The sequence below is a fragment of the Pseudomonas rubra genome, assembly GCF_028656935.1.
Classification (GTDB): domain Bacteria; phylum Pseudomonadota; class Gammaproteobacteria; order Pseudomonadales; family Pseudomonadaceae; genus Aquipseudomonas; species Aquipseudomonas rubra.
Window position 1 is genome coordinate 1 of record NZ_JAMDGZ010000010.1, and the last position, 13,246, is coordinate 13,246.

General features: G+C 59.7%; 11 protein-coding genes. 9 read left to right on the forward strand and 2 right to left on the reverse strand.

Annotation, left to right across the window (positions count from 1 at the left end; translation table 11 throughout):
• Positions 1-280: 280 nt before the first annotated feature.
• Together M5G17_RS04145 and aptA are read right to left on the reverse strand one after the other, a co-directional pair.
• Positions 281-1,774 (reverse strand): CoA-acylating methylmalonate-semialdehyde dehydrogenase, encoded by a 1,494-nt coding sequence (locus tag M5G17_RS04145; RefSeq protein ID WP_273891751.1) that lies wholly within the window; start codon positions 1,772-1,774, stop codon positions 281-283.
• 71 nt (positions 1,775-1,845) lie between these two features.
• The gene (gene aptA / locus M5G17_RS04150) at positions 1,846-3,192 is read right to left on the reverse strand and encodes an omega-aminotransferase AptA (RefSeq protein WP_273891752.1); all 1,347 of its coding nucleotides are present in this window, start codon (positions 3,190-3,192) and stop codon (positions 1,846-1,848) included.
• Between the two features lie 458 nt (positions 3,193-3,650).
• Between aptA and M5G17_RS04155 the strand changes: the two genes are divergently transcribed.
• The 9 genes from M5G17_RS04155 (at position 3,651) to M5G17_RS04195 (ending at position 13,227) form a co-directional block, all read left to right on the forward strand.
• Positions 3,651-4,877: an ATP-grasp domain-containing protein gene (locus tag M5G17_RS04155; RefSeq protein WP_273891753.1), complete on the forward strand. Its 1,227-nt coding sequence runs from the start codon at positions 3,651-3,653 to the stop codon at positions 4,875-4,877.
• A gap of 132 nt (positions 4,878-5,009) precedes the next feature.
• Positions 5,010-6,374, forward strand: a complete 1,365-nt coding sequence (locus M5G17_RS04160; protein WP_273891754.1) for an FAD/NAD(P)-binding protein — start codon at positions 5,010-5,012, stop codon at positions 6,372-6,374.
• A 4-nt stretch (positions 6,375-6,378) separates the two neighbouring features.
• Positions 6,379-7,398, forward strand: coding sequence for an AbrB family transcriptional regulator (locus M5G17_RS04165; RefSeq protein ID WP_273891755.1), 1,020 nt, complete (start codon positions 6,379-6,381; stop codon positions 7,396-7,398).
• Positions 7,399-7,431: 33 nt separating this feature from the next.
• A complete protein-coding gene (locus M5G17_RS04170; protein WP_273891756.1) occupies positions 7,432-8,361 on the forward strand; it encodes a LysR family transcriptional regulator in 930 nt (309 codons plus the stop codon).
• Between the two features lie 62 nt (positions 8,362-8,423).
• The gene (locus tag M5G17_RS04175; RefSeq protein ID WP_273891757.1) at positions 8,424-9,086 is read left to right on the forward strand and encodes a TetR/AcrR family transcriptional regulator; all 663 of its coding nucleotides are present in this window, start codon (positions 8,424-8,426) and stop codon (positions 9,084-9,086) included.
• 9 nt (positions 9,087-9,095) lie between these two features.
• Positions 9,096-9,680: an IMPACT family protein gene (locus M5G17_RS04180; RefSeq protein ID WP_273891758.1), complete on the forward strand. Its 585-nt coding sequence runs from the start codon at positions 9,096-9,098 to the stop codon at positions 9,678-9,680.
• Between the two features lie 337 nt (positions 9,681-10,017).
• Positions 10,018-10,698: an SDR family oxidoreductase gene (locus tag M5G17_RS04185; RefSeq protein ID WP_273891759.1), complete on the forward strand. Its 681-nt coding sequence runs from the start codon at positions 10,018-10,020 to the stop codon at positions 10,696-10,698.
• 115 nt (positions 10,699-10,813) lie between these two features.
• Complete coding sequence (locus M5G17_RS04190; RefSeq protein ID WP_273891760.1) at positions 10,814-12,169, forward strand: 8-oxoguanine deaminase; 1,356 nt, start codon at positions 10,814-10,816, stop codon at positions 12,167-12,169.
• A gap of 104 nt (positions 12,170-12,273) precedes the next feature.
• Positions 12,274-13,227: an adenosine deaminase gene (locus tag M5G17_RS04195; protein WP_273891761.1), complete on the forward strand. Its 954-nt coding sequence runs from the start codon at positions 12,274-12,276 to the stop codon at positions 13,225-13,227.
• Positions 13,228-13,246: the final 19 nt, after the last annotated feature.

Here is a 13,246-nt window from a genome sequence, read left to right on the forward strand (position 1 = left end):
TCGTTAGCGGGAGGCGAATTTTACAGCGTTTCAATCCGCTGTCAACCACCTTTTTCACCGCTACCGACCTTTCGATCGAAGCCCCTCCAACACCATCCTGAACCGCTAACTCTTTGAAACTCAAGGAGTTTTCAGTTCCGACTGCGCCGGAAGAGGTGCGAATTATAGAGAGATTAAATGGCGCGTCAAGGGCTTACTTCAATAAAACTGTCGCAACGGTCAAAAAGCCCGAAGACAAAGGGGCGGGCCTAGCGGCCCGCCCCTCCTTTACTTGCCTACCTTACAAACTAGGGAACGCAAACTGCGATGCTTCATGACTGGCACGTTGCGGCCAGCGCTGGGTAATGGCTTTACGGCGCGTGTAGAAACGCACGCCATCCGGGCCATAGGCATGCAGGTCACCGAACAGCGAACGCTTCCAACCGCCGAAGCTGTGATAAGCCACCGGTACCGGCAGCGGAACGTTGACGCCGACCATGCCCACTTCGATCTCGTCACAGAACAGACGCGCCGCTTCACCGTCACGGGTGAAGATGCAGGTGCCGTTGCCATATTCGTGTTCGTTGATCAGGCGCATGGCCTCTTCCAGGCTGTCTACGCGCACCACGCACAGTACTGGCCCGAAGATCTCTTCTTTATAGATACGCATCTGGGTCGTCACGCGATCAAACAAGGTGCCGCCGACAAAGTAGCCGTCTTCGTTACCTGCAACCCGATAACCACGACCGTCGACCACCAGTTGCGCACCGGCAGCCACGCCGTCGTCGATGTAGCTAACCACCTTGTCACGGGCCGCAGCGGTCACCAGTGGGCCCATGTCCAGGCCACAGGAAGTGCCGGCACCAATCTTCAGTGCCTTGATCTGCGGTTCGAGCTTGGCGATCAGCGCATCGGCCACCTGGTCACCAACGCAAACGGCCACGGAGATGGCCATGCAGCGCTCGCCGCAAGAACCGTAGGCTGCGCCCATCAGTGCGCTGACAGCATTGTCCAGATCGGCATCCGGCATCAGCACCGCATGGTTTTTCGCCCCGCCCAGTGCCTGGACGCGCTTGCCGCGTTTGGTACCTTCGGCATAGATGTATTCGGCGATAGGCGTGGAACCCACGAAACTCAGGGCCTTGACCTCAGGCGCCTCGATCAGCGCATCAACCGCTTCCTTGTCGCCGTGCACCACATTGAGCACGCCTTTGGGCAGGCCGGCCTCGTGCAGCAACTGGGCGATCAGCAGGGTCGAGCTCGGATCACGCTCCGATGGTTTGAGGATGAAGCAGTTACCGCAGGCAATGGCCAGTGGGTACATCCACAGCGGGACCATGGCCGGGAAGTTGAACGGGGTGATCCCGGCCACCACGCCCAGCGGCTGGAAGTCGGACCAGGCATCGATGTTCGGGCCGACGTTGCGGCTGTACTCGCCCTTGAGCACTTCCGGGGCGGCGCAGGCAAACTCGACGTTCTCGATACCGCGCTTGAGTTCACCGGCGGCGTCTTCCACGGTCTTGCCGTGCTCTTCGCTGATCAGCTGGGAGATACGCGCTTCATTCTGCTCCAGCAGTTGCTTGAAGCGGAACATCACCTGGGCACGCTTGGCCGGTGGCGTGTTGCGCCAGGCCGGGAAGGCGGCCTTGGCCGAGTCGATGGCCTGCTGCACGGTTTGCTTGCTGGCCAAGACGACCTTGTGGATAGCCTGGCCGGTGGACGGGTTGAAGACATCGGCGGTGCGCGCGTCAGCAGCGACCAGTTCGCCGTTGATCAGGTGTTGAACAGTGCTCATGCAAAACTCCAGTAAGGGGTATGCCTGGGCGCGAGTTCACTCGCGCCCACTGCTTATATAGAGAGGGACGATCAATCGACCTGGTTGATGGCTTCGCCGACTGCATCGAACAGGCGGTCCAGTTCCTGCGCCTGGCTGTTGAAGGTCGGGCCGAACTGCAGGGTGTCGCCACCAAAGCGCACATAGAAGCCGGCTTTCCACAGCTTCATGGCGATCTCGTACGGGCGCACGATGGCATCGCCGTCACGGGCGGCAATCTGGATCGCACCGGCCAGGCCGTAGTTACGAATGTCGATGATGTTCTTCGCGCCCTTCACCCCGTGCAGCACTTTCTCGAAGTGCGGCGACAGTTCGGCGGCCGATTGCACCAGGCTTTCCTTCTCCAGCAGGTCCAGCGCGGCGATACCGGCGGCGCAGGCGACCGGGTGCGCCGAGTAGGTGTAGCCGTGGGGGAATTCCACCGCGTACTCCGGGGTCGGCTGGTTCATGAAGGTCTGGTAGATCTCGCTGCTGGCGATCACCGCGCCCATCGGGATGGCGCCGTTGGTGACTTGCTTGGCGATGCACATCAGGTCCGGGGTAACGCCGAAGGCATCGGCACCGAACATCGAACCCATGCGGCCAAAACCGGTAATGACTTCGTCGAAGATCAGCAGGATGTTGTGCTGATCGCAGATTTCGCGCAGGCGTTTCAGGTAGCCCTTCGGTGGCGGCAGCACGCCGGCGGAGCCTGCCAACGGCTCGACGATCAGTGCGGCGATGTTCGAGGCATCGTGCAGCTCGATCAACTTGAGCATTTCATCGGCGAGGGCAATACCGCCCTCTTCCGGCATGCCCTTGGTGAAGGCGTTGCCCGGCAGCAAAGTGTGCGGAATGTGATCGACATCGAGCAACTGGCCGAACAGCTTGCGGTTGCCGTTGACGCCGCCCAGGCTGGTGCCGGCGATGTTCACCCCGTGATAGCCACGGGCACGGCCGATCAGCTTGGTTTTGGTGGCCTGGCCTTTCAGGCGCCAGTAGGCACGGACCATCTTCACCGCGGTGTCCGCGCACTCGGAACCAGAGTTGGTATAGAAGACGTGGTTGAGGTTGCCCGGGGTCAGGTCGGTGATCTTCTCGGCCAACTGGAATGACAGCGGGTGGCCGAACTGGAAGGCAGGCGAGTAATCGAGCACGCCCAGTTGGCGCGATACCGCTTCCTGAATCTGCTTGCGGGTGTGACCGGCGCCGCAGGTCCACAGGCCGGACAGCGCGTCATAGATCTTGCGACCCTTGTCGTCGGTCAGGTAGCTGCCTTCGGCGGCGACGATCAGCCGAGGATCGCGCTGAAAATTGCGGTTGGCGGTATAGGGCATCCAGTGGGCGTCCAGCTTGAGCTGGCTAGCCAGACCGACAGGAGCGTTTTCAGGCAAATTCATCGGGCAAGTCCTCGCAGGGCAATTAGGCAGCGACAAGTGTTGATAGCGCTAACTTGGCATGGACGTAAGGTTTGGAAAATCTGGAATTTATAATCCTTAGTTTGCCCTCTGTTAAACATTTGACTTCTGGCGTCACCTTGGTTGCGGCTCGATTGCGAGAGATCAAATATCTTGCCGTCAATCAATGAGTTGCGAAAATCCCCCCTACATTAATGTGGCTTTACCTACAGTCACGATAGATGAGTCTCACCCTGTCTAACGTCAAACCCCTCTAGCCCAAAGCCATCACACCTCCCAATACTTCCTACAGACCTACAGCGCTCGCGTACAGATAACCTTCGAGAATCCCACTCCAAGAGCGCAAGAGCGCGCAAGTCGGCCTGACACCGTACCTACATGCGCACCATGGGCGGCCTTGTGCATCTGTCGCGCCAAGACAATCACGATAAGGAAATCCTTTGAACCCTGTAATCCTGTTCTGCCCCGTGAAAATCCTCCTGCAGCATTCTGAACAAGAATGGTTGAACGTACTGGGCAACCATTCGCTGATTTACAGCGACATAGCCGGCAAAACTGCGCTTCACCAGCAGTTCCCCACCCTGATCGAATCTTTCAGGCTTTACCCCGATTTCAATGAGTCGGCTCTGGTTGAAATCGATGCCCTGGCGGCGGCCAGAGCACTGGGCACCCACACGGTCATTGCACTGGCTGAAGTCGACCTGCTGCGGGTGGCGCGGATCAAGGATCGTCTCAATGGCTTGCGCACGCGCCATGAGGCCATGACGCTGCTGTACCGTGACAAATTCCTCATGAAGCAGAAGCTCGCAGCGCACGGCATTCGCATCAACCCCATGGCCGTAGTCGGCTCGGCCTGCGAAATCAACGACTTCATCGAGCGGTACGGTTACCCGGTGGTAGTCAAACCTCGTGATGGTCGAGGTTCGGGGGGCGTTCGTGTGTTACGCGATATCTACAACTTGCGCGACTACCTGCAGCAGCAGGACGGCACAACACTGCATAACCTGATGGTCGAAAAGTACCTCGATGCGCCGTTGCTGAACGTCAATGGCCTCTACATCGATGGTAACCCGGTGATTATTTCCCCGGTACGTTCGACGGTCACCTGCCTGGACTTCCTTGACGGGCAAAGTCTCGGTTTCCAGATGCTGGCTCAAAGCAATCCGCTGCATGCTCAAAGCGTGAAGTTGACCCGTCGCATCATCGAGCAGGCATTGCCAAACCTGGGCAACCTGCTGTTCCACCTTGAAGTGTTTCTCGACGGCGACGACCTCATCGTCTGTGAAATCGCCTGTCGCCTGGGAGGCTGTAGCGTCAATCAGGAATTGACCCTGGCTTATGGGCTGAATCCGCGCCTGACCCTGATCGATGCCGAGCGTGGCGGCAAATCGGCTTCGTTGAAATCACTGCTCCCTCAACGCCACTTGCTGGGCCAACTGAATGTCCCTCCGCGCACTGGCAAGCTGATTGACTTCCCGACATCTATTGACTTGCCCTTCATTCGCTATTGCTCCGTCACGGCCCAAAAGGGCGCGGATTACTCCGGAATGAGAATGACCAATGGCGAAATCGTCTCGGCGATTGTCGAGGGCAACAGTGAGAAAGAAGTCAGCGACCATCTCATGCAACTCGACAGTTGGGTCAGGGATACCTTCATCTGGTCATAAGCCAGCATCCCTTCGTACGCCAACTGAAGGACACCCCGACAGCCGGGCTTCGTCGCCAGCCATGACCTGGCTGGTTGACACCCTGCAACGGGCGTTATCACGCCTGGAGCAACACCACATCAAGGATTGGATATGGGCAAGGTAGCAGTCGTTGGACTGGGCTATAGCGGTGCAATCGTTCTTGAACGGCTCAAGTACCTGACACCGGCACTGAGGATCGATGTGTTCGATACAGCCGGCAGTAGCGGATCAGGTCAGGCTTACCAGCAGGATATTCTCAGCAACCTGGTCAACCGCCCCGCCAACTTGATGTACCTGCGCGAACAGGGTGATTTCAAACGGTGGTTGCAGACTCATGGCATGGCCCAGGGCAATGGCTATCAACCTCGACCACTGTTCGGCAAGTTCCTCGAAGAGTCCGTGCAGTCGTCACTGCGCGAACACACATCGATTCAGTATTACCGTGAACACATCACCGGGATGACTGCGTCCCAAGGGCGTTATGACCTGAGCACCGTGTCGGGTGCACACCCCGGATACAAGGCTGTGGTGCTGGCAACGGGGAATGCCGAACCCACCGACTTCTATCGACTCAAGGGCGCTGCGGGATACATCAACAACCCCTACCCGACAACGCGGCTTGCCGATATTCGTTCTGACAGCATCGGCGTTCTCGGCAACCAACTCTCGGCCATCGACGTTGCCCTGACACTGCTCGATGCCGATCCTGACAATCATGTAACGATGTTGACTCGTAGCAGCAAGATTCCCAACTACAGCGAAAGCTATCAGCCAAGGGCACTAAAGGTACTCAATGAGCACACCATCAAGCATCGCCTGCGCTGCGGTGGCTCGGCATTGAAAACGGTGCGGGCGCTGTTCGATGAAGAACTGGAGGCGCAGGGCATCGACACCACACTCGATGACCTCATGCGCGATCACACCCAGGCTTCGCTGGCCCGTGAGGATATCTACTCGGTGTTCTCGTCAACCAACCTGATCGTACCGATGATCTGGAACCTGCTCAGCGAGCGCGAAAGGAAAGTCTTCGTAAAACGCTTTCGCGGTGCCTGGAGACAACTACGGGTGCCCATCCCCAAGGAAAACTGGGTCAAGATTCACCAGCATATGCATTCGGGACGCTTGGCCTGTCGAACCGGCCTGTCCGATATCAGTGTGAAACCAGACGGCTTTCTGGCACGCGGGCGTGAATTCAATTGCCGGTTCGCCAACATGGTCAATGCCACCGGCGCAGGCGATTCGATGCAAGGTGCGCTCTACCAGAACCTCGCTGCATCCGGTATCTGTATTGAGCATCAGTACGGCGGCATCGCCGTACGTTATGACGATTGTCGTGTCATTAACCGCCAGGGGCCGTCTAATATCTTTGCCATTGGCGCTCCGACCACAGGTGTGTTCTATGCCGTCAGCAATATCGACGTCCTGCAAATGCAGGCTGAAACCATCTACCGAAGTCTTCGTGCATTGAGCACCTGAGCTTATGAAAACATTCGTGTGTTTGCTGATCGCAGCCGTGACAGGTTCTGCCTTGCAGTACGCTGGCGTCCCCCATGGTCTGCTGCTGGGTTCGATAGTGGCGACGGCAATTGTCGTCAGCAAATTCAATGTCGCTCCGCAGCTTCGCCTGGGCATGGGCTACGTGCAGATCGTCCTGGGCATTGCCACCGGCCTGATGTTCGAGGCCTGGGACAACCAGACAGTCGCAACCATGCTGCCAAGTATCGGTTTGTTGCTCCTGTGCCTGGCAACGCAGATTACCGTGGCCGCCGTGTGGTTACAGAAAGCCTCGGCATGGAACCGCAAGGATTCACTGCTTGCCGTCTATCCTGGCGCCTTGGCCGCGGTATTCGATTTGCTTGAGTCTGAACGTGCCTCCAGCAAAGTAATCGTTGTTCACCTGGTGCGCCTGCTGTCGATCACACTGTTGGTGAGTCTGTGCATACCGGCAAATGCCGGAGCGCCTGTCAGCGCAAGCAGCCCATGGACCATCGTTACCGCGCTGACCCTGCTGTCGCTGATCATGCTATGCATTGTGCTTGGCCGCTTGCTGCTGAAGTTCGGTGTTCCCGCTCCATTCATGCTGACAGCGATCATTGCCACAGGGGTCTATGTAAAGCTTGGATTGCTGCATGCCTTCCATATGCCGCAATGGAGCGTCGATGGTGCAGCACTGCTCCTTGGTGTAATGATCGGCGCCAGGTTCAGGCAGATCAGCCCGGCAGAACTGGTTCGCCACGGCCGAGCCGGGCTAATGTCCGTGGGCCTGATGCTGCTGGTCGCCGCAGCCTTTGCCGGGATCGCTGCCCGAGTGCTGAACAACGACCCACTCACCTTGTGGCTGGCCTACATGCCCGGCGCCATCGAGACAATCGCCATCGTCGCTTTCAGCGGTGGGCTGAATGTGGTTTTCGTCCTGACGCATCACTTGCTGCGGATGGTCGTGTTGCACTTCGCCCCGGCCCTGCTCGTACAGGCTCGGCGCTGGCGCGAGAATGTCTGATCAGCGTATGTTGTGTGACTTTCATGTCCCTGAATGCAAAGGCACTGCGTGAAACGTCCACAAACCCTGGCCCAGGTCAGCGATTTCGATATCCGCCTGCTGAAGATCTACCGTAGCGTGGTGGAGTGCGGTGGCTTTTCTGCCGCCGAGAACGTGCTGGGTATCGGCCGCTCGGCCATCAGCCAGCAGATGAGCGACCTTGAGCAGCGCCTGGGCTTGCGCCTGTGTCAGCGGGGGCGTGCCGGTTTTTCGCTGACCGAGGAAGGCCGCGAGGTGTATCAGTCGGCGTTGCAACTGCTCAGCGCCCTTGAAAGCTTTCGCACCGAGGTCAACGGCCTGCACCTGCATTTGCGCGGCGAACTGAACATCGGCCTGACCGACAACCTGGTGACCTTGCCGCACATGCGCATTACCCACGCCCTGGCCCAGCTCAAGGACCGTGGCCCGGACGTGCGTATCCAGATCCGCATGATCGCTCCCAGCCAGGTCGAACAGGGCGTGCTTGATGGCAGTCTGCATGTCGGCGTGGTACCGCAGACCAGCCCGTTGTCGGGGCTTGAATACCAACCGCTGTACAGCGAGCGCTCGCTGCTCTACTGCGCGGTCGGCCATCCGCTGTTCTATGCCGATGACCGGCAACTGGAGGACAAGCGTCTCAACAGCCAGGATGCCATTGCTCCGACGTTCCGTCTGCCTTCCGATGTCCAGGCCCATTACCAGGCACTGAACTGCACCGCCAGCGCCTCGGACCGCGAAGGCATGGCCTTTCTGATTCTGACCGGACGCTATATTGGCTACCTGCCGGACCACTATGCGAGCTTCTGGGTGCAACAAGGCCGGCTGCGTGCACTCAAGCCCGTCGAACGCTTCTACGACCTGAGCCTGTGCTGGGTAACGCGCAAAGGCCGGCGCCCGCACCTGGTGCTGGAAAGCTTCCTCGAAAACCTGGCGGCTACTCGCTGAGGGCTAATGCTGGTAGGTTAGCCAGTCATAAGAGATACCCATTGCCTTGTCTGGAACCGTTCATGACCTTTGAAGTCCCTGCGCATCGCTCCCACGCCCCGGGCAAGCCCGCCGGCCGCATTCGCCAGAAGAACGAGCAGGCCATCATCCAGGCCGCCGAGGACGAATTCGCCCGCCACGGCTTCAAGGGCACCAGCATGAACACCATCGCCCTCAAGGCCGGGTTGCCCAAGGCCAACCTGCACTATTACTTCACCAACAAACTCGGCCTGTACGTGGCGGTGCTGAGCAACATCATCGAACTGTGGGACAGCACCTTCAACGCCCTGACCGTCGACGATGACCCGGCCCAGGCGTTGAGCAGCTACATCCGCACCAAAATGGAGTTTTCCCGGCGCAATCCGCAGGCCTCGCGGATCTTCGCCATGGAAATCATCAGTGGCGGGCAGTGCCTGAGCGACTACTTCAGTGAAGACTACCGCGCCTGGTTCAAGGGCCGTGCCGCAGTGTTCCAGGCCTGGATCGACGCCGGCAAGATGGACCCGGTCGATCCGGTGCACCTGATCTTCCTGCTCTGGGGCAGCACCCAGCACTATGCCGACTTCGCCACCCAGATCTGCCAGGTCACCGGCCGCAGCCGCCTGACCAAGCAGGACATGGAAGATGCCAGCAACAATCTTATCCACATCATTCTCAAGGGCTGTGGCCTGACACTTCGCGACTGAACCTGCCTTATGCCTTTTACCCTGCTCGACACCTGCGAGTTTCGCGAAGAGATTCGCAAGAGCCGTTTCATCACCCTGGCTGCACCGATCAGCAGCCCGGCCGACGCCATGGGTTTCATCGAACACCATAGCGACCTGGCCGCCACTCACAACTGCTGGGCCTGGAAACTGGGCGGACAGTACCGCAGCAGCGACGACGGCGAACCCGGTGGCACCGCCGGGCGGCCAATCCTGGCCGCCATCGAGGCCCAGGATTGCGATCAGGTGGTGGTGCTGGTGATCCGCTGGTACGGCGGCATCCAGCTGGGCACCGGCGGCCTGGCCCGGGCTTATGGTGGTGGCGCCAACAAGTGTCTGCAGCAGGCCGAAAAACGCTTGCTGGTCAGCCGCAGCGAGCTGACCTGCAGTTGCAGCTTCAGCGAACTGGCACTGCTCAAATTACGCGTGGCCGAAGCCGATGGCCTGGTGCTGGATGAACAATTCACTGCTAATGGCGTGGACTTGCGCCTGGCCCTGGGCGAGGAACAGATAGAACTGCTGCAGCGCCAGTTGGCTGACCTCAGCCGTGGCCGGATCTTGCTGGAGCGCGCCTGAACTTTTGCCCACATTCACTGTGGGCCCGGCTGTGGATAAGCTCTGGGCATTCGCCTGCGAGCCTTGGCCCACGGGGTCTGCAGAAGAACGATCATATTTTGATCAAGATTTGATGACAACGCTTCAACTGCCGAAAAATCAGTAAGTTATCCCCAGCTATGGCGCCTGAAACCGGTCACGGAACGGCTTTTACCGCGCTTGTGAGCTTGCACACAAATACTGTGGAGCAAGCTGTGGATAAGCCGTGCACCCCTGCGCCAACAGCGTACGGGGCCACGGCTTGGCTAGACTGGTTATTCTTTGATCAATCCTTGCTATCCCCTCAGAGGAGTTTTCCATGTCCACGAACAAAACCGCCCTGATCATCGGCGCCTCGCGCGGCCTGGGCCTTGGCTTGGTGCAACGCTTGGTGGAAGACGGCTGGAATGTGATCGCCACCGTGCGCAATCCGGCCAAGGCCGACACCCTGAGCGCCCTGCCGCGGGTACAAGTCGAAACTCTGGAAATGAACAGCGGTGAGCAACTTGATGCGCTCGGCCAACGGCTGCAAGGTCAGTCGTTTGACCTGCTGTTCGTCAATGCCGGTGTCATGGGACCTCGCGAACAGAACGCCGAAGTTGCGCAACTGGCCGATGTGGGCGATCTGTTCATGACCAATGCGGTATCGCCCATTCGCGTTGCCCAGCGCTTCACCCCTCAACTGCAAAACGATGGTGTGCTGGCGTTCATGAGTTCGATCCTTGGCTGCGTCGCCATTCCCGACGGCAGCGAGATGTGTCTGTATAAGGCCAGCAAGGCGGCATTGAACTCGATGATCAACAGCTTCGTCACCCTGCAACAACCACCACAGACCGTCCTGGCCATGCACCCGGGCTGGGTGAAAACTGACATGGGCGGCGAGAACGCCGAGATCGACGTGCTGACCAGCACCCAGGGCATGCTTGAGCAGATCAATGCTAACGCCGGCAAGGGCGGCCTGCACTTCATCAATTACAAAGGCGACAGCCTGATCTGGTGAACCCTCGCGCGGTGGGTGTAGACTCGACACCTCGCCCACCGCGGCGGACCTGGATCAGCAGACAGGGCAACACTGAGCTGGCTAACCTGAACCCACTTTCAGAGGAGCCGGCACCATGCCTGCGACCCGCATCTGGTTAAAAAACCCCCTCGCCATCTTCACAGCCAATTCCCTCGACGCCCGTGGCGGCCTGGTGATTGAAGACGGCCGTATCCAGCAAGTACTCGGCCTTGGCCAAAGCCCGGCCAGCCCCTGTGGACAAGTCTTCGATGCCCGCGAACACGTTGTGCTGCCGGGACTTATCAACACCCACCACCACTTCTACCAGACCCTGACTCGTGCCTGGGCGCCAGTGGTCAACCAGCCTTTGTTTCCCTGGCTGAAAACCCTCTATCCGGTCTGGGCCCGGCTGACCCCGGCCAAGCTTGAACTGGCGACCCGCGTGGCCCTGGCCGAGCTGTTGTTGTCGGGCTGCACCACCGCCGCCGATCACCATTATCTGTTCCCCGAAGGCTTGGAAAACGCCATCGATGTGCAGGTCGAAGCGGTACGCAAACTGGGCATGCGCGCCATGCTCACCCGCGGTTCCATGAGCCTGGGCGAAGCCGACGGCGGCCTGCCGCCACAGCAGACGGTGCAGCAGGGCGAAGTGATCCTCGCCGACAGCCAGCGACTTATCCACAGTTACCACGAACGTGATGAAGGCGCGCAGATCCAGATCGCCCTGGCACCCTGTTCACCATTCTCGGTCACGCCAGAAATCATGCGCGCCAGCGCCGAGCTGGCCGAAGAACTGGACGTGCGCCTGCATACTCACCTGGCCGAAACCCTCGACGAAGAGGACTTCTGCCTGCAGCGCTTCGGCCTGCGCACGGTGGATTACCTGGATAGCGTCGGCTGGCTCGGCCCCCGCACCTGGCTGGCCCATGGCATCCATTTCAATCCGGACGAGATCGCCCGCCTGGGCGCTGCCGGTACCGGCATCTGCCATTGCCCAAGCTCGAACATGCGTCTGGCCTCAGGCATCTGCCCGACCCTGGACCTGACCGGGGCCGGCGCACCGGTGGGCCTGGGCGTGGACGGTTCGGCCTCCAACGATGCCTCCAATATGATCCTCGAAACGCGCCAGGCCCTGTACCTGCAACGGCTGCGTTATGGTGCCGAAGCGATTACCCCGGAACGTGTCCTGGGCTGGGCCACCCGCGGCTCGGCACAGCTACTTGGGCGTAGCGACATTGGCGAGCTGGCGGTGGGCAAGCAGGCCGACCTTGCCCTGTTCAAGCTCGACGAACTGCGTTTCTCCGGCAGCCACGACCCACTCTCGGCCCTGCTGCTGTGCGGCGCCGACCGTGCTGACCGGGTCATGGTCGGCGGCCAGTGGCGAGTTATCGACGGCCAGATCGAAGGCCTGGATGTCCAGGCCCTGATCGCCGATCACCGTCAGGCGGCGGCGCAACTGATCGCAGGCTAAGGGTTGGCCAGCGCCGCTACCCTTTGGGTACTGCGGCGCTGCTTCTGTGGGTCGCTGGCGCTGTGTAGAATGGCGACAACCGCACCTGATGAGACAGCAAAACCATGTACGACTGGCTTAACGCGCTGCCCAAGGCAGAATTGCACCTGCACCTGGAAGGATCGCTGGAGCCCGAGTTGCTGTTCGCCCTGGCCGAGCGCAACAAGATCGCCCTGCCCTGGAACGATGTCGAAGCCCTGCGTGGCGCCTACGCGTTCAACAACCTGCAGGAGTTTCTCGACCTTTATTACCAGGGCGCCGATGTACTGCGCACCGAGCAGGACTTCTACGACCTGACCTGGGCCTACCTGCAGCGCTGCAAGGCGCAGAACGTGATTCACACCGAGCCGTTCTTCGACCCGCAGACCCACACCGACCGCGGTATTCCCTTTGAAGTAGTGCTCAAGGGCATCAGCGGCGCCCTCAAGGATGGCCAGCAACAACTGGGTATCAGCAGTGGCCTGATCCTCAGCTTCCTGCGCCACCTGAGTGAAGAGGAAGCACACAAGACCCTCGACCAGGCCATGCCGTTTCGCGATGCCTTCATCGCCGTCGGCCTCGACAGCTCGGAAATGGGCCATCCGCCAAGCAAGTTCCAGCGCGTGTTCGACCGTGCCCGCAGCGAAGGCTTCCTGACCGTTGCCCACGCTGGCGAAGAAGGCCCGCCCGAGTACATCTGGGAAGCCATCGACCTGCTGAAAATCCAGCGCATCGACCACGGCGTACGCGCCATCGAAGATGAGCGCCTGATGCAGCGGATCATCGACGAGCAGATCCCGCTGACTGTCTGCCCGCTGTCCAACACCAAGCTGTGCGTGTTCGACCACATGAGCCAGCACAACATCCTCGACATGCTCGAGCGTGGCGTGAAGGTCACGGTCAACTCCGATGACCCCGCGTACTTTGGTGGTTATGTCACCGAGAACTTCCAGGCCCTGCATGAACACCTGGGCATGACCCAGGATCAGGCCCGGCGCCTGGCACAGAACAGCCTGGACGCGCGCCTGGTCAAACCCTGACCAATAGCCGCAACGGTGT